Source organism: Rhodanobacter sp. A1T4 (assembly GCF_014207185.1).
Taxonomy (GTDB): Bacteria; Pseudomonadota; Gammaproteobacteria; order Xanthomonadales; family Rhodanobacteraceae; genus Rhodanobacter.
In genome coordinates, this window is the sequence record NZ_JACHCP010000006.1 from 161937 (window position 1) to 180355 (window position 18419).

An 18419-nucleotide genomic window follows, 5' to 3' on the forward strand; every position below is an offset into this window, starting at 1 on the left:
AATCGTTCGCCACGAGCGTGATGCCAAGTTGCAACGAGATCCTGTGTTACCGATAGCCCGCTACCGCCAGGGACGGCTAACCCAAGAAAGCGGGTATAACGATAGGTGCCGGTATTCTGGAAAACAAATACCGGCGGCACCTTTTTGCGTTGAGACGGCTCGGAATGTGCGCGTGCAAAGAGGTCTCGTAGCATCACATTCCCCCACCGTCGGGTCGAGTGAAGGTCAAGACCTGGGTGCCTATTGTCGCCGTAGTAGGTAAAAACTCCTGTCTCAGGATCGAGATGATCCGGCCAGTCAGGCTCACTCATTGATGTAGTTATGACGAGAAGCCGCGGAGTCTCGCGTTTGCCAAGATGACGGAATCCCCCTTGGTTGCTGACTCCGAGAAGTGCGCCAAGAGGGTCGTCACCGGCGTTACCAGATCTACTTCCTTCGTAAACTGCGTCTATTGATAGATCGCAACTTTCAAGCTCATCTCTTGGAACTCTGATCAGGCCCATTCCATCCCCTCCCAAGCAGCGCCGCTATCTCTTCTACGACATCGATCTGATGTTTGCTGATCTGATGTTCCCATATGCGCAACACGGTCCACCCGAGCGCCCTCAACGATGCATCCACTCTTCTATCTCGCGAAACGTTGGCACTAAGTTTGGCCTGCCAGAAATCCCGATTGGTCTTGGGTAGCGTGCTATGGATCGGGCATTGATGCCAAAAACAGCCATCAACAAATATCGCCAATTTCCCACCGGGAAACACGATGTCTGGCTTACCGGGAAGTTGGCTCTTCAACCGATACCGTAGGCCACGCTGCCATAGCAGCCTCCTCAGAATTAGTTCTGGCCGGGTGCTCGTTCCTCGGTTATTCGACATGCAAAGTCGTCGTTGCGCTGGGGTCAGTACATCCATGATCAGCTGCAGAGCTCCGATATGCGCTGGCCGGCGGTGTTACTGTGCAACCAGAGACGTCAACGGTGCGATTTTGGCGCTAACCTGGCATGATGCTGGTCGACGCTGGACAATGGCAAATAAGGATAAGTATGCGAGCGCTCGATGTATTTTGCGGTGCTGGTCTAAGTAGTGCTGGTGCGCGCGCCGCTGGTGTCACCATGGTAGGGGCCATCGATCTCAACACCCTGGCGACCAGCACTTATAAGCTGAACTTTCCCGACGCATTTGTTGTAAACAAGCGTCTCGAGGATGTTCAGCCAAGTAAGCTGCGCGACAGGATCGGTGACATCGACCTCCTTCTTGCTTCGCCTGAGTGTACCAACCATACCTGCGCGAAGGGCGCGGCGCCACGTTCGGAAGAAAGTCGAGCTACAGCGATGCAGGTCCTTCGCTATGCCCGGGCTTTTCGGCCGCGTTGGATCGTGATGGAAAACGTGGTCCATATGCGCCCGTGGTCTCGCTATGGGGAGCTGATAGAGGGGTTGAAGCGACTTAAGTATCGGGTCCGCGAGCAGGTTCTGGATTCATCAGACTTCGGGGTACCCCAGAAGCGCCGAAGACTATTCGTTGTGTGCGATCTGGAGGCTGAGCCACACGCAGTCGTCCCCCCTTTGGGCGTCCATAGCCAGACTGTCCACAACATTCTTGACCCCGATGGAACTTGGAACACTACGCCGTTATTCAAGGAGGGTAGGGCCTTGGACACCCAGGCACGCGCGCACCGTGCGATCGCGGAGCTAGGGAAGAAGAAGCCATTCCTCGTGGTTTACTATGGAACGGATGGTTGCGGAGGATGGCAATCCCTGGACCGACCGCTGAGGACGATAACGACGGTGGATAGATTCGCTCTGGTGCAGCCGACCCGATCTGGGTACCAGATGCGAATGCTGCAGGTGTCTGAACTCAAGCGAGCAATGGGTCTAGAGGAAAGCTATCTGCTTAGCGCTGGTACAAGACGAGACAAGGTGCGTCTCCTGGGCAACGGAGTGTGTCCCCCGGTAATGGCGGCCGTGGTAAACAATCTGCGTGCATTGAGCTAACCAGCAAAACCGCTCATCGAGCGTTTTCGGAGGGATGATGGTAAGTACCGACTTTAGCTCCGGAGCCCGCGCCCTCAGGCCGCGAGCCCGCATTCTGAAGACCCTTGGTGAAGAGCTAATCAGCAGTGAGACCGTGGCGGTACTGGAGCTGGTAAAAAATTCCTACGATGCAGACGCAAGCTATGTTCTGGTTCGGTTTGAGCACAACCTTGTCAGAAGTGAGGGCTCATTAAGTGTAGAGGATGATGGTCACGGGATGAGTTTTCAGACTGTCGAGACGTCATGGATGGAACCAGCCACCAATCAAAAAAAGAAGAATCGTACTAGCGAGTTCCTCAAACGCCGCCTCCTTGGGGAAAAAGGCGTGGGCCGTTTCGCGGCAGCCAGGCTTGCCGAAGAGCTGGAGCTGAGCACGCGCGCCCCTTTGAGCCCATACGAAACCTACGCCTATTTCGATTGGTCGCAGTTTGACAATGACGACATCTATTTGGACGAAGTGCTGATTTTAGCGGAGCAAAGAGAGCCGCGCGATCTTATTCCCGAGCGACAGTTACCGGTCAAGACGTCGTCGAACATCCGAGAATTGCCTCGTGACGGAACTCACGGGACTTTGTTGCGCATGAATAAACTAAAGCGAACTTGGGCTACGCGGGAGCTCGACGAACTTCGCCGGGGTCTGAGCAGGCTTATTTCGCCCTTTGAGGCCGACCGCGACTTCAAGATATTTTTTCAACTTCCAGATCAATCGGTAGGCAGCGCCCAGCAATTGGAACCGCCGGAAATAATTAATTATCCGCACTACACCCTGAGCGGTGAAATTAATGATCGCGGGGAATTCAAGTTTATCGTTTCGCTCCACGCTACTGGAGAGGTTGAGACATTCCAGGGTTGGATGCGGCGATCAGGCATGTCGGATCAGGTGATCGAAAGTGCAGGCCCCTTATCTGAAAGGCCGTTCGGTGACGTGGAAGCTGACGCGACGCAAGGTGGAGGCAGCTCAGCTGAGAAAATTGACTTCTCCAAGCAGAGCGACGGGGCGCCGCTGTGCGGCGCATTTTCGTTTCAGGTACTCGTATGGGACAGAGACCAACTCGACAATATCGAGCAAAAGCTAGGCACCGGCATAAGGAGTATTCGCAAGGATCTCGACTCCGTTGCAGGTATCAGCATCTACCGAGATGGTTTCAGGGTTTTGCCTTACGGCGAGCCTGAAAACGATTGGTTGAAGCTCGACCTTCGGCGCGTTCAAAATCCAACGATGCGGTTGTCCAACAATCAGCTGACAGGCTACATAAAAATCAGTGCAGACAGCAATCCGCTCCTCAAAGATCAGAGCAACCGGGAAGGCTTAGCTAACAATCAGGCTTACTCCGACCTACAGGAAATTATGCGCGTCGCGCTTGCCAAGCTCGAAAGTCTCAGGTTCAGCGAAAAGAAAAAAAAGCCGGCTACCACTGAGCCAACTGCCAGCCCGTCCCTTCTGGATGCGCCTGATACGTCCGCTCTTAGAAAAAGAATCGCGGCACTCGGCTCCGATACGGAGGCGCTAGAAATTCTCGACAACACGACCAAAATCTGGGAGTCCCAGATAGTAAGGATCCGCGAAGTGTTGTCGAGATATCACACGCTCGCGACCCTGGGTCAGCTTGTCGATAAAGTTGTTCATGACGGAAGGCAGCCACTATCGACCATCGATGGACAGGCGTCGTTAGCAATAGAAGCGGTGGCGAAGGCTTTGAAAAGCCAAGTGCTCGCGGAGGCCTGCCGAAATCTTCTTATTTCATTGCAGGACCGTCTTAACAGGGTAAGAGGCGCAGCAGGCCTAATTGATTTGTTGCTTAAACGAATTGAGCCGCTTGGCGGCCGTCAAAAGGGGCGGCCATCGAAGGTCTACTTAAACGAAATTATCCAAAAGGCATTCGCCCACTTTGATCAGGATATCGCGGATGCCGAAATCAAAGTGTCGCTTCCGTCCACCGATGACCTTGTTCAAGTTGATGCATTGGAGCTACAGGAAGTTCTCATCAATCTCATCGCGAACAGCATTTATTGGTTGAAGCAGACACCCAGGGGTGCCAGGTTCATCCTGGTTCAATGCAGCCGACCTATTGCCGGAGAAGTCGATATTATCTTCGCTGATAGCGGGCCTGGCGTTTCAAAGTCAAACCGCGCCAACATATTCGAGCCATACTTTTCAACGAAGCCCGACGGCGTGGGTCTCGGTCTGGTGATCGCGGGAGAAATTATCCGCGACTATTACGATGGAAGTTTAGAGCTCCTAAATGCGGGGCCACTTCCTGGTGCAGTGTTCAGGATCAAACTTCGTAAAAGAGTGTAATGGACTACAGGGGGACAACTATGAACTGGCGAGTGCTTTGTGTTGATGATGATCGTGAAGTTGCTTCCACCGTGGCTGAGTTTTTCACTGCCTGGGAGGATGAAAACCCGTACGGAACGTTCGTGGTCGAAGTAGAGCCCGACTTTACGAAAGCGATTGAACGGCTTAAAGACGAGCGCTTTGACCTTGTGACACTTGACCTGCATGGGTCAAACGATCCGGAACCAATAAAGATCGATGGCGAAAAAGGCGACCAAGAGGGAAAGCGGGTGCTGGATGCACTCAGGGTAGCCCGCTTTGTCCCTGTAATTTTCTATACGGGGTTTGCGGAAAAAATATCATCCCTTAAGACAGGCGTGGTTAAAGTCGTAACAAAGGGTTCGGATGGCCTCCAAAATTTGCGAGAGGCAGCTCGGGAGATTTTTGCAACTGGTTTGCCGAGTCTGATGCGGCACATCGAAAATGAAAAAAGGGATTTTATTTGGGACACCGTCGATCGTCACTGGGATAAAGTGGGTGTCGCCGGTTCTTCTGAGGATCTCGCTTATCTTTTGGCGCGGCGTCTGGCCAATAGATTTAATCGCGACACCGTCAAGGCCTTCCTAAACCATAAGGCCGAAGCCGCACGACCGATTGAGATGTACATTTATCCGCCGCTTAGCGACACCGTTAAGACGGGTAGCATCCTTGAGAAAGATGCAGATGGCACCTTTTGGGTGGTAGCCACGCCCGCGTGCGACTTTGCGCAAGCGAAGGCGGATAAGGTGTTACTGGTTGCAGCGTCTCCCTTGGCAGACGATGCGCGCTACGTCGAATGGCGAAAAGGCAAATGGACGGGTGACGGCAAGCCGCCAAATAACAGCGCGCGCGATTCCTACGAGAAGCTCAAGAGACTATTCAAGAATTCGGCTGGCGACAGATATTGGTTCTTGCCCGGAACTTTTTTTCTACCTGACCTAATCATCGACCTTCAGAAGCTGAAGCAAATTGATCCGGTATCGCTGAATGATGCCGTCGTAGTTTGTTGCCTCGATAGCCCCTACAGGGAGGAATTTCTTCTTCGTCTTTCGCGCTATTACGGGAGGCTAGGTACGCCAGATTTAGAGGTGTCTGAAATCTTTGGGCGACTAGCGGGTTGAATTTATCGGCGGCCCACTCTGAGCTTCTTGTCGGTGGTTTGCCCGGAGTCTCTTCTTTGCGTGTGGCTCGCACTACGATGGCCGGTATGTGTGAAGTAACATGGAGCAGCTAAGAAGCTATGCCGATGATAGGCTTATCAGTGGGTGCGTTTACTGCGGTGGCCCTGAAGAAACTAGAGAACATGTCCCTTCACGTGTTTTCCTGGACAAACCTCTTCCCGAAAACCTACCGGTTTTGGGGGCTTGTTGGTCCTGCAACAACGGCTTTTCCAAGGACGAGGAATACGTCGCTTGCTTGATCGCATCTGTCATTGCGGGTTCTACCGACCCAGATCAAATTGGACGGCCTGCAGTAGCGAATATCTTACGAAGGACACCGGCCCTGCGCGCCCGTATTGAGTCTGCGAAGTGTGATCAAAACGGCCGAACGCAATTTGGTGTTGAGCCAGATCGAGTGAGGAATATCGTCTTAAAGCTGGCTAGGGGGCACGCGGCATTCGAACTCGGTCTGCCCGTGCGCGAAGAACCGAACTCTTTATGGTGGCATCCTCTCGAGTTGATGGCCAAAGACGAACGAGACTCCTTTGACGCGTGTGAAATGGTTCGAATATTTGGAGAAGTTGGATCGCGGGGATTACAGCGTTTACAAGTTGCTCAACTCACGCTACAGCCAGCCGACGGCCAGATGTCGACACTTGAACTTTTGATCAATGACTGGGTAAACGTGCAGGACGAGCGTTACCGCTACCTCGCCATCGACGATGGTGATGAAGTCAGAATCAAGTTCATCATTTCTGAATACTTGGCGTGTCAGGTCACTTGGACTTCGTGACAGCCGAATTGAGGGACCGCTCTTACAAGAGGTAGCCATTGGAGGCCATACAACAATCGTCTGCTTGGTACAGCTGACCGGGTCAGAGTCCCTTTCAGCCACAGTGCGTGCCGGCCGAAAAGGGTTCAAGTTCACTTATCGGAGTGGTTGCTTTGGCGGCCTGCGGGTAGGTCTTACTTGTCCCAATTCCTGTTCGAATTTATCGACGAACTCGTTCAGTGATTGCCCGCAAGCATTGCAGAGCTCCCGCAATTGCAGCAGGTCCATACGGCGTGAGCCACGTTCGACGTCGCTGACATAGGACTGAGGACGCTGCAATGCCGCGCTCAGGTCGACTTGGGTCATGCCGGCCTCGGTACGGAGCGCGCGCAGGCGGCGCAGCAACACCGAGTACTCGTTCTTATGTATGGACTTGGCGGGCATGGCGAACATCCGTGACAACAGCCATGACGCTATATCTGCTTTTCAAATATCTGAAAATCGGATATTGTTATTGGGCGGACGGCTGTGTTCGCGATATCGCCGGAGGAGGGATGCCATGACGGAAGAACGCCTTGTTTTCGGAGTCACCGTCGACCAGCTCGACGAGCTCAACACGCTGCTTCGGACGATCACGGCCCATGGCGACGTGATCACGGTCGGCTGTGAAGAGCCCCTACATCCGCAGACTGTGTCGACCCTGGGTGAGGTCGTCTTCAACGCGGCGCTTGCCGTGCGGGAAGTCTTCGATCGAATCGAAGCACAGAAGCTTTAAGCGAAAACGAGTAGAGACAACCGGGTCAGGTTTCGACCGTGCTCAGTGCGACCTCACGCTCGCGGAAGCCGCTGGCATCGACGACTCTGCCGCTGCGCGTTTGAACTCTGGTGTGAACCGCTGACGCGTTTCCATCGAACACCTCCATGCAAGGATTGTCCTTGCACGGAGTGTCCGAGAAATCAGCGGTAGTCCAAGCTGGCCCCGTGCTTAGTTCGGCCAAACCGGCGGTTGATTGGCGGTCGGGTTGGGGATGTAACGGCCGTAGCTGACCGTCGCCAAGGTGCGGATGTTCTGCAGCAGGTTGGGATTGGCGACGACCGAGGGATCGAGCGGATTGCTCGACAGGATCACCATGTCGGCGACGTTGCTGGTCGCGAGGCTGCCACGATCGGTCATGCCGTATTGCCAGGCGGCATTGGTGGTGAACGCCTTGATGCCATCCAGGATGCTGATGCGTTCGTCGCCCGGATAAGCCGGGTTGTTGGCGAAGATCACCGGACACGTCTGCGTGTTGCGATTCGGGTACCACGAGGGCTGCTGGGTCTGCCGCGTCACGCCCACCCAGATCTCGAACAGCGGGTAAGGCGGCGTCACCGGCGTATCGCTATGCAAGGTGAGATGCAGGCCGCGGTCGCGCACCGCGCGGGCAGGGTAGATGTTCATCGTGCGCTGCGGGCCGAGCACCTGCTGGCATTCCGGCAGGCCGTAGTAATACACATTGGTCGACATGATGCTGACCACCACGCCCGGGTTTAGCGTCTTCAACTGATCGAGTTGTGCCGTGGTGATCATCGGCGCATGCAGCATCACGTCGTGCGTGCCCGGCGGCGGCACCGAATGGTCCTTGGTGGCCGAGGCCATCACCGCGCGCACCGCATTGCCGATCGCGGCATCACCGATCTGGTGGATCAGCATCGGGAAGCCGGCGGCATGCGCAGCGTACAGGCGCTGCTGGATCTGCTGCTCGCTCAGGTCGGGCAGGCCGACATACGGCTGCTGGAAGATGCCGCCGTTGGTGAACGGCGTGAACACCTGCATGTAAGGCGAGTTGAGAAAGGCGGTATAGCCTTGCGGCGATCCGTCGGTGAAGCTTTTCAGCATCGCCACGGTGAGTAGTGGGTTGCTGCCCACCAGGGTTCTGCCCGCCACACCGGTGGCGACGATGGACGAAAAATCGGGACTGCTGTCGTCATAGGCCACCATGGCAGCTGACAGCGGGAAGGGACACTTATTCGGCAGGCAGTTCTGCAGGACTTTGTTGTAGAGCCCGATATCGTCGATCGTCGCGGCACCTTCCTGGGCCAGCGTATAGCCATGTTGCGCATAGATCGTGGCGGCCTTCTGCAACAAGGTTTCGGCCAGGGTGGGATAGCGGTTGAGCACCAATCCCTGCATCTTGCCGGTGGCGTACAGCGACAGATCCTCATCGAGCTGCCCCTTCTCGGCAAGCTGGGACTCGACAGTGGGATTGGTGGTGGGCGCATGGCACCCACCGGATGCCACAGAGGTGTTGCAGATATTGAGCATCTGCAACGCCTTGGTGTTGACGTAGGAAATATGCCCCGACTCGCTGGTGACGTAGATCGGGATGTCCTGTGCGATGGCATCGAGCTGCGGCCGTGCCAGACCGTTTTCGAAGGTCTCGCAATCGAGGCCGAGGCCATCCGGCTTGCTGCAGCCGGCGCCATGGCCCAGGCGTGATGCGTCATAGTTGAATGCCAGCACCGGCAGCGGATCGATCTGCGAACCCGATTGCCGAATCTTCGCCACGGCCGCCTTGATCCGCGCCGTCACATCCTGCTGTGTCTGCACCGGCACGAAGCAGTGCTGGTAATCCTTCGCGTCGAGGCATCCGGACGTGCCCGGCAAAGGCTTGAAGAGCACGTTGATGTTGGAGACATCGGTCCAGTGCTCTGGATCGTTGTACATCGCATAACCGGCCATGTGCGAATGCGGGTCGATAAAGCCCGGTAGCACCGTCGCGCCGCGGAGGTCCACCTGCTGCGTATTCTTGTCGGCCAACCCTAGCACCTGCGCGTTGGTGCCCACCTTCATGATCCGGCCGGCGGGCCCGATCGCGACACCCTGAGCGGAAGCGTTGTTGTCGTCCATGGTCACGACATTGGCGTTGTAGATGACCAGGGCCGCCACGCCGGGGCTGGCCATCGTCGAAGGACTACCCGCCGTTGGCGACACACCTGTCTTGACGGCTCGCCTCGAGGCGGAGCCATCGGTACTGCAACTGGTGATGGTCGCGCTGGCAAGGATGACAAGCGCGACTAGGGCGGCCGCAATCGACCGGTAGAATCCCTCTACTTTCATGGTTATCCCCTGACGACGAAATGGCGTGTTAGGGGATGTAACTCCGACCCGCCCATGCGGAATGCACCAATCCGGCAACAAGTGCGCTTGCGATGCCATCGACATAGTCGACAGAAGCGGATGGCATCTCGATGCTTGACGATGATGCTTCTTCGATCCCGCTCAACGTTGGCATCTCGACGATCTCCCTTAGGAATGCTCTGATTTATTGAATTTTAAACGGCCATCCAGACGGCCATTCGGTGGGGTGATGGGTTTTGTCCATCGACACGATGGATTGCCCGGGAAAACCAGGGTGAGAGTGGACTATTTGTTTAACTTCCTCCGTCCCGGTTTAGTAGCATTGCTGGATGAGTGAATCCCCGCCGCCATCACCACGCGAGTACGCAGGTCAGGCCACGGTCTACCGCGAGGCCGACGAGATCGTCTTCGAGGGCGATGGCGACTGGAGCCATCATGTGTCGCTGGAGCAGGTGGCGACCGAGGAGGCGCTGCAGCAGATCAATGATGTGCTGCGCCAGATGCCATGGATGACCGATGCGCTATACGAGCAGTTCCGCACGGAGGTGCTGTGGTTGCGGCAGCAGTTGCCGCCGGGCAAGTAGGAAAAAAGGTGACCCTGGATTTGTGGGAACAGACTTTACTGCAACGGAAAGTTGTTGTTGCTCAAGCTGGCACTACCAATGCTGAAAGTCCCGGTAGACATATTAAAGCCAGTATTGTTCATGTAGACGTTGTGTGTGGGCATCCCAGTCTGAGCATTGAGCTCCTGAATGATGTAACCCTTTCTGGCGCTGGTATTGCTGATGTAATTGTTTGAGATGGTGTTGTATTGATTTCCTGATCCCCATAAGGCGATGCCTGCCTCGCCTGCAGTATTCGACTGATTGGCATTCAAAATCGAGTTTCCAGTTACCAAGGAGAAAGTGACCGTATCGGCCAAGGCAATGCATGTGTTGTAGCAACTTTGCAAGGTGTTGCCATTTACGTTTACCTGCGTCACGGTTCCCTCAGATCCATCAAGGGTGATGCCATAGTCAATACTGGATGCTCCAAACAGTAGGATATTGCTGTTGACGCTTACCAGAGTAGCTCCTTCTCCGACAATCACTGCTTCATGGACTGAGTTGTAGACATGATTGCCAGAAATAGTTAGCTGCGTAATGTTCGGTCCACGCGCTGTGATACCAAAGTATCCGGGGCTACTTAGAGTGTTGTTTGTGATGTCGCCGTAGTTAGATTGGCAGTAGAGGATGCCAGCCGGTGTGCCATTGCTTGCTCCGCTGACAGTGTTATTCGTTACATGGACGAAGTTACCTGGAGTACCGCCGCAGTTGTAGCCGTGACTATCTGCGGTCGTTCCTTGCACAGCAATGCCCGCTCCCGAGATGTTACTGCCAGAATCCTCGCCATACGCGGTCACCGTATTCTTGTCGATGTAAACAGATGTTCCATCCGTAATTAAAATGCCGTAGTTGCCTTGCACGGTAGTGTTGACAATGTGCACATTCGAGCAGCCCGAGGTGCATGTTATCCCGCTAAGCCCGTTCGTCCTCTGCGATGCGGTGTCGGTGATGGAGATGCTTTCGACATCAAAGCCGTTGCAGCCAATACAGTTCAGGAGACCGGTGGCGGAGACTGCGTCGCCAGCGATGAGGTTGCTGGCTATGCCAACTCCGTAAATCTTGTTACCGGAAGACAGGGTGGTGTTACCGGCGTATATCGCGCACGGCGGTATGAACGCGATTCCGCGTGCCTGTAGCGCACTTTCAATTGCCTGAGTGTTGACTTGGTAAGACGAGGAGCTTCCGCAAATGGCACCGTAGTTGCGAATGTCGTCCGGGCTGAGTGAATTCGTTTGCGCAGATACCAAGCCGATCTGTAAAAGCAGTATGACGAAACAGGCAAGTTTCAGTGACAGATGCTTCATGGGCGCCCTTCTTTAGGATAATGAGTGCAGGTCGCTTCGTAACTTAAATAGCGACCCGATCGTGAAGTAGAGAAGAAATACGATCAGCATCGGCAATGCGGTCGGAATCAGTCGAGCACGCAGGCCGGAACCGTTCCAGTGATCGATAACGGTCCAGCCGGCCGATCTTCGTGAGAGGAGATCAGGCCGGATTGTTACTTCATGGCCATAGCAAAGATGTTTTTGCAAGTAGATCAAATATAAGGGGTCGTTGCATGAAAGTATTTGTGGTTCGGGTCAACCCTGACACCCGGCTAGGTCCTTCATATACAAGGTATCCGACCAAAAGCGATTATGAAAACATTCATCGCTCGTCACCGATGAACGGGTTTGAGGAGGCTGTTAATTTCCTCAATGAAAATGGTCTGGTTCGCGGCTACTTGCCACCGAAACATCTGAAGTTGATACGCTCTGATGATCCTTTTGCGCTCATCACAATTACCGCAAAGACTGCTAGCAAAGGCGGCGACCTGGTGGTGGGGGTCCAGGTCGGATGTACTTACGTAGGTGAAAATACAAGGGTTAAGCCGGCGACTGCGCCAAAATTTCGGCCACTAACTTGGCACTACCGTTGTGATTCAAGCAACTCCTTTCTTCTGGAACAACCCATCGCGGGCGCGCGAGCATTGGTGCTCGGGAAAAACGGCGCTTGGGTGAGAGGACCAACGAGAGAACTTAAAGCGAACGAGTTTTCGGTATTCGCAGACAGCGTCTCGCGTCAGATATTGAACAAGAATGATAAAAGGAGATTTCGCTCCGCGCTAATAAAAACGAAAGTAGCTCACGATCAACCGGAAGGTCGCCCATCATTAGGTGATATCGATTGGGAAGATCTAAGCGGTACGGAGGGCAAAAAAAAACTTGTTACACACTTGAGGAGAGAACGAAAGCTTCACTTGGCCAATGCCAAGAGGGAAAGCATGTTGGCGCAAACGGGTAGGTTGATCTGTGAGGCGTGCAAACTTGATTTCACAGACGTGTACGGTCCTCTTGGAAAAGGGGTTTACGAGGTCCACCACAGAGCAGCACTGTCGACGCACGGCGAGCGAAATACGTCACTTAAAGATTTAGCTATTTTGTGCGCGAATTGTCACCGAATGATTCATCGTACAAACCCAATGTTGTCTGTTGAAGAGTTCGTGACAAAGCTCCGGTTGAACGACTAGCAGACAGGGGCGCAGTCTGGGTGAAAACAGGAGTCAGAGTCGGAGGTTTCCCCACGAATCTCCCTACTCAATCAACACGCGAGTACGCAGGTCAGGCCACGGTCTACCGCGAGGCCGACGAGATCGTCTTCGAGGGCGATGGCGACTGGAGCCATCATGTGTCGCTGGAGCAGGTGGCGACCGAGGAGGCGCTGCAGCAGATCAATGATGTGCTGCGCCAGATGCCATGGATGACCGATGCGCTATACGAGCAGTTCCGCACGGAGGTGCTGTGGTTGCGGCAGCAGTTGCCGCCGGGCAAGTAGGAAAAATGGTGTCAGGGACACTCTGACTGCGTTCGACCTGGCGGTAACGCGAGGCCTCCCGCCAGCAGTCCAGCCGCTCGCGGATTTCCATTGGATTTTCCTTCACCGCAGCCCTAACGGGCTATGAAAATCAACTGAGCTTTAACTAGTTGGCCGAATCGTTTCACTATCGAGCGAGCTCGCTGGATTTCCAGATGCTCGAATCTGCCTGAGCTCTTCCCTCAGAAGTACCAGTTCGCGTTCCATCGCTTCGATGCGGTCAAGCGTATAGCCAGAGCTGCCCGACTCCAGGGTTTCTGCAAAGGCCCACAAAGTACCAAGTACGCGTCCAAGCACTCCTTTTTCTTTTGCGCTTTGATTGAACATGACTTTCTTTCCTCTCGCCTCAGATTATGTCGGCCAACTGGCAGACATCACGGCAACGCTTAGAATCGCTCTGCCCACGGGCGGAGATCGATTTCGTGCGACCAGGCGTTTCTCGGCTGCGCAAGGACGTCGATATAGGTCTGGGCGATTGCGTCGGGATCGAGCGTGCTGTCAGGCTGACCGCTTGGATCCTGGCGGCGCTCTGAGCGGACGCCTCCGTCGATGTTGAAGTGCGCGACGTGTATCCCCTTTGGACCCAACTCTCTTGCGGCGCTCTGAGCGAGCCCGCGCAGTCCGAACTTGCCCATCGCGAAAGCCGCCGATTGGGCGAAGCCCTTCATGCCAGCACTGGCGCCGGTAAAGAAGATCGCTCCACGCCCCTTTGGCTCCATTCGTTTGGCGGCTTGCTGGGCGGCCAAAAACGCGCCGAACGTGGTTATAGCAATTGCTTTCTCTACCGCAGCGGGATCGACGCTCGAGAGCGGACCTGAGACGCGCGAGCTGGCGTTGTAAATCACGATATCGGGCTCCGCGACCTGGTGTTCCATGTCGAGGAACAGCTTCGCCACTTGCTCCGGCTGGGAGGCGTCGATGGCGAAGACGGCGGCGGCAGTCTCCTCCGCAAGTGGCTTCAGCTTTTCGACATCGCGAGCGGCGAGACCTACTTGCAAGCCGATCTTAGACAAGCGCCGCGCTAGCGAAGCGCTGATGCCAGGTCCGGCTCCGATGATTAAAGCGCAGCGATAGGGGAAGTTGCCCATTGAGTCGTCCTAGTTGTTTTGATTCTACGGAGCCGGGTTGGTGGAAGCATGCGTGACTAAGCAGATGGCGAACTCTGCTTGGCCTCCAAATCGGCGAGGAATTTATGCGAAACGCCCGTCTACTTAGGCGGCGGCGCGCGCCCCTCAGAGTTGCGACCAACCTCCGTCCACCGGTAGTTCGGCGCCGGTCGTGAAGGTCGCGTCGAATGCGAGGAACAGGACGGCCTTGGCGACTTCTTCCGCCTTTCCGAAGCGCTTCATCGGAACGGCTTCGCGCATCTGCGCCATGAGTTGGTCGGCCGTTGCTTTATCGGGAAACGCTTTGCCGATGATCGGCGTCTCGGTGGGACCGGGCGACACCGCGTTCACGCGAATCCCCCGAGGAAGAAGCTCAGCGGCGAACGTCCGAGCGAAGGATCGCAGCGCAGCCTTGGCCCCTCCATATGCGGCGATCATGGGCATCCCCTTAATGTTTGCGGTCGAAGTCGTGAGGACGACAGCGCCTCCCTGGTTGATCAGCGGCGCGAGCTTCTGGACCGAGAAAAACGGTCCCTTGGCGTTCAGGTTGAACATCTCGTCGAAGGTCGTCTCGGTCGTGTTCTCGAGAGGGGCGAAGAGGCTAAACCCGGCGTTGACGAAAAGCAGGTCGAAGGTGTCGAACTCGGCCTTCACCCGAGAGGCGAGCGCGTCGATGTCCGTCAGCGAGCGCGCGTCGCTCGAAACTACGAGGGCGTCATTCCCAAGCTCTTTCTGCGCTGAATCCAGGCCGGCTTGCGAGCGACCCGTCACCAGAACGCGCGCGCGCCCATCGACGAGCATTTTCGCCGTCGCGAGCCCTATGCCGCTCGTGCCGCCGATGATCACCACTTTTTTACCTTCGTACCGTTCCATGCGTATTCTCCTCGCGACGTCTGGGTCGCTTTGCTGTTTTTGAACTATTTTGTACGATAATAGGCGCAAGGGTCGCGGTCAATGACTTTTGAACTAAATATTTCAAAATACCGTTAGGCCCGGTGGACGACTACGTAGCTCTGCGATCGCCTGCTGATTCTGGTTACCGCGACCATTTCGCCGCGATCGGCGCTCCTTCAGGACACCGCGCTCAAGGATGCTGGGTAAGACAAGTCGACGCCGGAGACCTCGACGACGGCCTGCCACGCGGCTTCCTGGGTGGCGCGATCGTGAAAGTGTGGGTGGCGCATCGCCTCAATTGGTCCGGTGAACTTCTTGGGCGCCGAGGCGAAGAATTGCCCCGAGACGTCGGTTCCGAACTCCGATGCCTGGAGGTATCGATGGGCTGCGATCTCAGGAGTGTGAGACATGCCGGGGATAAGCTTCATCAGCGGAACCATCAGCCACTTCAAGGCCGGGCCAGCGTTTCGCAGCCCCTTGGTGTCGGGCGTGCTACCAGGCGAGACGGCGTATACGGCCATGCCGGGTGGGAGCCGGCGCGATAGCGCCGCCGCCCACCAAGCGACGACGTTCTTCGCGTCGGAGTGCGCCCGGCGGGGCTCGTACTTCACGTTTGGCCCGCTGCGCAACAGGGCTTCCACCGCAGCGCTTCGGTCGCCCTGATAGTGCGTGGCCGCAAGGGCCACCACGTCGGTGTAGCCGAACAAGGGTACGTCCCCTCGGGCAGATTCCGAGCCGGCGATAACAATCCGCGCGTTGTGGCTCAGCAGGTTGGCGTGGAGCAACCCGACAGTCAGTTGATGATGTCCGATTAGCGGGGCCTGAGTCGCCTCGATGCCCGCCGCAGTGAGCACGCGCTCCTTACCTCCGATCCATCCTGCGTTTAGCAGTAGGAAATCGATCGGCCGACCTAACCTCACCAGCTCGGCGAGGGCAGATTGAACGCTGGTCGGCGCGTCCAGCTCCAGCTCCAGCGGCGTGAAAACCTGTGTCTTGGTCTCAGCCGCGAGTTGAGCGGCCGTTTCTTGAACCCGGGCTAGGCTGCGCCCGGTGACGATGACCTGGCGGTAGCCCTCAATGGCGAGCAAGCGGGCTGCCGCATGACCGAGCCCGGAGGTGGTGCCAGTGACGAGAGCGATCGAATGTCTCATGGGTGGTTCCGTGCTGAAGGGGGAGGTCGAGTTGTGACGCCCCGCGAGGCCAGGGCCACCTTGCTAATTTCGAACTATTCAGTTATATATTGATGGGATGAACATTGTCAATGAGTTTTGAACCAAATGATTCAAAATATCACTAGGCCGCGGGGTCGGCCGCGCAGCTTCGACGAGACGGGGGCGCTGGAAAGGGCGACTCAGGTGTTCCGGTCGAAAGGCTACGACGGCGTGACGGTCGACGATCTCGTCGCAGGCATGGGTGTGGGACGGCCAAGCCTGTATTCCGTCTTCGGGGACAAGCGGACGATATTCTTGCGCGTCCTTCGGGCGTACGCAGAGACGAAAGGCGCTCTCGCTGCGAAGGCGCTCTTCTCGCCGCCGACTCTTCGCGACTCACTCGCCGGCTTCCTGAGGAACGCCGTAGAAACTGCGACCGAGGAAGGATCAGCCCCGGGGTGTCTTCTCATATGCATCGCGCCGCTCGTGGACGATGCTGAGGTCAGGCAGTTCCTGCAGGACGCCGTGGCTGCCGCCGCGGCGCTCGTGGAACGCCGTTTCTGCGACGCGATCAGCGCGGGAGAGGTCCCGTCAGACTTTCCCGTAGCCGCGCGCGCGAGCCAGGTCCTAGACCTTGGCCGCGGTATGACGATGCGTGCACAGATGGGCACGTCGCGTAAGACGCTCCTCAAAGACGCTGAGGAAGCGGCGGACTTAGTCCTGCTGCCGCGGCGTGGAAATGCGACGTCAGAAGGTTGATGCCGGCCGGGGTGGACGTCGAACCGACCGCTAGCGGCGTTGGGCGCGCGGTAAGGTGTCGGCGACATAGGCTAGATCGCTCTGCCGAAGGTTTAGCGACGCGGACGTCGTGAACACGGCATGGACATCCACGGATCCCAGGTCCCATTCGGGCAAGACTTGCATGAGCGCGCCGCTTGCGAACTCGCGCCTGAAGGCCGACAACGTCGTCAAAACGATCCCCATGCCTTCGACACAAGGCCGCCTCGCCTTCCTGTCCGGCCAGATCGTTCGGTGAGCTGAAGAAGCTTGAACCCTAAAGGTTCGATGAGAGTAGGCGCCGCATCGCTGCGGCGCCGGTCAGTTCACGCTTAGTAGTTATGCTGATCGTTACGCACGATAGCGACACCGTTTGCCGCCGGGGTATTGATGGTCGCGAAACCATTCAGAGTGAAATCGCCATCACCATCGACGTTATAGATCGATACATGCGAAGCCGAACCACTCCCATCGATCACAGCAGCCACGTCGCTGCGATACGCGATATCGGTCGGAGCGCCAGCAATCGTGGCCACCACGGGTGCATCCTGAATGATTTTCTGGCCATACACGGCGTAGCGCGAGACGGTCTTGCTTGCTGCGTTGACCGAGAACAGGAAAGGTCCGTCAAGCGTTACCCAGCACGGCGCATTCTGCGTGCCGGAACTGGTCACGGTGACCACCGCGTCATTGCGCACCAAGCTAAGCTCGTTAGCATGAGCGATGCTCACGTAAGCGTCGTTAGCCCGCGTGGCGAGTCCGAAGGGCGCGTTGACGTTTGACGGAATGTTCGCGACCTCTTTGGTGGTGCCGTTGATCGCACCGTCTTCGTTCAAATGGACGGTCTCGATGACATTGCTCTTTTCACTCAGGATCAATTGACCTTGCAGCGCCCCGACTTGCGCGGCGGACGCATCACCGACGATGAGCTTCGCTTTGCCATCGGCCACCGATGCCACGCCATTCTGATCGATACGATGGGACTCGATGTAGCTCGTCGTCAGAATGTAAAGATGATGGTTCGCGAGCGCGACACTCACCGGATTGGCCAGTGCGGGAACCAGCTTCTCAAAACGTAGGCCGAGATTCTCGGTGTCTTTGCTAAACACCGTCACGTTGCCTGAGCCAAAATTGATGACCGCTAAGCGATCACGATCCTGCGTGATACCGCCAGCATTACCGGTAGCGCCGCCTGAACCGCGAGTGGGGATCGTTGCTTGCAACACACCTTGCGTGTTGTAGATGAGCAAGTCGTTGGTCGATGCATTGGTCGCAGTAACGACAACGGCGTGATTGTCACTCCACGTCGCATTCTGTGCCGCAACCGCGGTAGCAATCATCAGCGACAACGCGCCGATGCCGAAAGATAGTGTCTTTTTCATAAATGCTCTCAAAGGGTAGGGGGAGGTCCCGCACCGCGCACGCGATCGTAGGGCGACAATGCGGCGATCGATCATCTCGATCCCTTATTCATTCGTTGGTGCGGTGTGATGCGTTACGAACAATCCATAGGTTTATCGGAGCGCGCGATAAACTGAGAACTGGTCGGCGTAATTGATGCCGACGCCGCAGGGCGAATGATTTGTGGAAAAAAGGTGTCAGGGATAATTTCCGACACTCTTGCTCACGCCAC

17 protein-coding genes are annotated in these 18419 nt (G+C 56.2%); 8 read left to right on the forward strand and 9 right to left on the reverse strand.

All coding sequences use genetic code 11. The features are described 5' to 3' along the window. Positions 1-474: 474 nt before the first annotated feature. On the reverse strand, positions 475-909 hold the full coding sequence (locus HDE80_RS22370; RefSeq protein WP_184671711.1) for a very short patch repair endonuclease: 435 nt from the start codon (positions 907-909) through the stop codon (positions 475-477). Between the two features lie 1119 nt (positions 910-2028). Between HDE80_RS22370 and HDE80_RS13575 the strand changes: the two genes are divergently transcribed. From HDE80_RS13575 to HDE80_RS13585, 3 genes are all read left to right on the forward strand, one after another. Beyond that, entirely contained in the window at positions 2029-4329 is a 2301-nt protein-coding gene (locus tag HDE80_RS13575; protein WP_184671715.1) for an ATP-binding protein, read from the forward strand. Positions 4330-4349: 20 nt separating this feature from the next. Next, positions 4350-5468, forward strand: coding sequence for a response regulator (locus tag HDE80_RS13580; protein WP_184671717.1), 1119 nt, complete (start codon positions 4350-4352; stop codon positions 5466-5468). 100 nt (positions 5469-5568) lie between these two features. After that, complete coding sequence (locus HDE80_RS13585; RefSeq protein ID WP_184671719.1) at positions 5569-6300, forward strand: hypothetical protein; 732 nt, start codon at positions 5569-5571, stop codon at positions 6298-6300. 135 nt (positions 6301-6435) lie between these two features. Here HDE80_RS13585 and HDE80_RS13590 read toward each other — a convergent pair whose 3' ends face one another. Next, entirely contained in the window at positions 6436-6723 is a 288-nt protein-coding gene (locus tag HDE80_RS13590; protein ID WP_184671722.1) for a helix-turn-helix transcriptional regulator, read from the reverse strand. A gap of 115 nt (positions 6724-6838) precedes the next feature. On the opposite strand from HDE80_RS13590, the gene HDE80_RS13595 reads away from it, so the two are divergent. After that, the gene (locus tag HDE80_RS13595) at positions 6839-7054 is read left to right on the forward strand and encodes a hypothetical protein (RefSeq protein ID WP_184601232.1); all 216 of its coding nucleotides are present in this window, start codon (positions 6839-6841) and stop codon (positions 7052-7054) included. 210 nt (positions 7055-7264) lie between these two features. Here the strand turns inward: HDE80_RS13595 and HDE80_RS13600 are convergent, their stop codons facing one another. Next, a complete protein-coding gene (locus HDE80_RS13600) occupies positions 7265-9379 on the reverse strand; it encodes an amidohydrolase family protein (protein WP_184671724.1) in 2115 nt (704 codons plus the stop codon). Positions 9380-9729: 350 nt separating this feature from the next. Between HDE80_RS13600 and HDE80_RS13605 the strand changes: the two genes are divergently transcribed. Next, the gene (locus tag HDE80_RS13605) at positions 9730-9984 is read left to right on the forward strand and encodes a hypothetical protein (RefSeq protein ID WP_184671726.1); all 255 of its coding nucleotides are present in this window, start codon (positions 9730-9732) and stop codon (positions 9982-9984) included. Positions 9985-10019: 35 nt separating this feature from the next. Here HDE80_RS13605 and HDE80_RS13610 read toward each other — a convergent pair whose 3' ends face one another. Next, positions 10020-11309, reverse strand: coding sequence for a right-handed parallel beta-helix repeat-containing protein (locus tag HDE80_RS13610; protein ID WP_184671728.1), 1290 nt, complete (start codon positions 11307-11309; stop codon positions 10020-10022). A gap of 254 nt (positions 11310-11563) precedes the next feature. On the opposite strand from HDE80_RS13610, the gene HDE80_RS13615 reads away from it, so the two are divergent. Continuing rightward, complete coding sequence (locus tag HDE80_RS13615) at positions 11564-12514, forward strand: HNH endonuclease (RefSeq protein WP_184671730.1); 951 nt, start codon at positions 11564-11566, stop codon at positions 12512-12514. Between the two features lie 20 nt (positions 12515-12534). Then, on the forward strand, positions 12535-12819 hold the full coding sequence (locus HDE80_RS13620) for a hypothetical protein (RefSeq protein ID WP_184671732.1): 285 nt from the start codon (positions 12535-12537) through the stop codon (positions 12817-12819). A gap of 141 nt (positions 12820-12960) precedes the next feature. Here HDE80_RS13620 and HDE80_RS13625 read toward each other — a convergent pair whose 3' ends face one another. From HDE80_RS13625 to HDE80_RS13640, 4 genes are all read right to left on the reverse strand, one after another. Next, the gene (locus tag HDE80_RS13625) at positions 12961-13185 is read right to left on the reverse strand and encodes a hypothetical protein (protein ID WP_184671734.1); all 225 of its coding nucleotides are present in this window, start codon (positions 13183-13185) and stop codon (positions 12961-12963) included. Between the two features lie 59 nt (positions 13186-13244). Beyond that, positions 13245-13946, reverse strand: coding sequence for an SDR family NAD(P)-dependent oxidoreductase (locus tag HDE80_RS13630; RefSeq protein WP_184671736.1), 702 nt, complete (start codon positions 13944-13946; stop codon positions 13245-13247). A gap of 144 nt (positions 13947-14090) precedes the next feature. After that, a complete protein-coding gene (locus HDE80_RS13635; protein WP_184671737.1) occupies positions 14091-14837 on the reverse strand; it encodes an SDR family oxidoreductase in 747 nt (248 codons plus the stop codon). 197 nt (positions 14838-15034) lie between these two features. After that, entirely contained in the window at positions 15035-16009 is a 975-nt protein-coding gene (locus HDE80_RS13640) for an SDR family NAD(P)-dependent oxidoreductase (protein WP_184671739.1), read from the reverse strand. A 126-nt stretch (positions 16010-16135) separates the two neighbouring features. Here HDE80_RS13640 and HDE80_RS13645 point away from each other — a divergent pair, with 126 nt between their 5' ends. Further along, on the forward strand, positions 16136-16768 hold the full coding sequence (locus tag HDE80_RS13645; protein ID WP_184671741.1) for a TetR/AcrR family transcriptional regulator: 633 nt from the start codon (positions 16136-16138) through the stop codon (positions 16766-16768). 350 nt (positions 16769-17118) lie between these two features. Here HDE80_RS13645 and HDE80_RS13650 read toward each other — a convergent pair whose 3' ends face one another. Further along, positions 17119-18243, reverse strand: a complete 1125-nt coding sequence (locus tag HDE80_RS13650; protein WP_184671743.1) for a hypothetical protein — start codon at positions 18241-18243, stop codon at positions 17119-17121. Positions 18244-18419: the final 176 nt, after the last annotated feature.

Coding starts and splice junctions, on each gene's coding strand:
- HDE80_RS22370 (WP_184671711.1), bottom strand. CDS start 909: ATGGATGTACTGACCCCAGCGCAACGACGACTTTGCATGTCGAATAAC.
- HDE80_RS13575 (WP_184671715.1), top strand. CDS start 2,029: ATGGTAAGTACCGACTTTAGCTCCGGAGCCCGCGCCCTCAGGCCGCGA.
- HDE80_RS13580 (WP_184671717.1), top strand. CDS start 4,350: ATGAACTGGCGAGTGCTTTGTGTTGATGATGATCGTGAAGTTGCTTCC.
- HDE80_RS13585 (WP_184671719.1), top strand. CDS start 5,569: ATGGAGCAGCTAAGAAGCTATGCCGATGATAGGCTTATCAGTGGGTGC.
- HDE80_RS13590 (WP_184671722.1), bottom strand. CDS start 6,723: ATGCCCGCCAAGTCCATACATAAGAACGAGTACTCGGTGTTGCTGCGC.
- HDE80_RS13595 (WP_184601232.1), top strand. CDS start 6,839: ATGACGGAAGAACGCCTTGTTTTCGGAGTCACCGTCGACCAGCTCGAC.
- HDE80_RS13600 (WP_184671724.1), bottom strand. CDS start 9,379: ATGAAAGTAGAGGGATTCTACCGGTCGATTGCGGCCGCCCTAGTCGCG.
- HDE80_RS13605 (WP_184671726.1), top strand. CDS start 9,730: ATGAGTGAATCCCCGCCGCCATCACCACGCGAGTACGCAGGTCAGGCC.
- HDE80_RS13610 (WP_184671728.1), bottom strand. CDS start 11,309: ATGAAGCATCTGTCACTGAAACTTGCCTGTTTCGTCATACTGCTTTTA.
- HDE80_RS13615 (WP_184671730.1), top strand. CDS start 11,564: ATGAAAGTATTTGTGGTTCGGGTCAACCCTGACACCCGGCTAGGTCCT.
- HDE80_RS13625 (WP_184671734.1), bottom strand. CDS start 13,185: ATGTTCAATCAAAGCGCAAAAGAAAAAGGAGTGCTTGGACGCGTACTT.
- HDE80_RS13630 (WP_184671736.1), bottom strand. CDS start 13,946: ATGGGCAACTTCCCCTATCGCTGCGCTTTAATCATCGGAGCCGGACCT.
- HDE80_RS13635 (WP_184671737.1), bottom strand. CDS start 14,837: ATGGAACGGTACGAAGGTAAAAAAGTGGTGATCATCGGCGGCACGAGC.
- HDE80_RS13640 (WP_184671739.1), bottom strand. CDS start 16,009: ATGAGACATTCGATCGCTCTCGTCACTGGCACCACCTCCGGGCTCGGT.
- HDE80_RS13645 (WP_184671741.1), top strand. CDS start 16,136: ATGATTCAAAATATCACTAGGCCGCGGGGTCGGCCGCGCAGCTTCGAC.
- HDE80_RS13650 (WP_184671743.1), bottom strand. CDS start 18,243: ATGATCGATCGCCGCATTGTCGCCCTACGATCGCGTGCGCGGTGCGGG.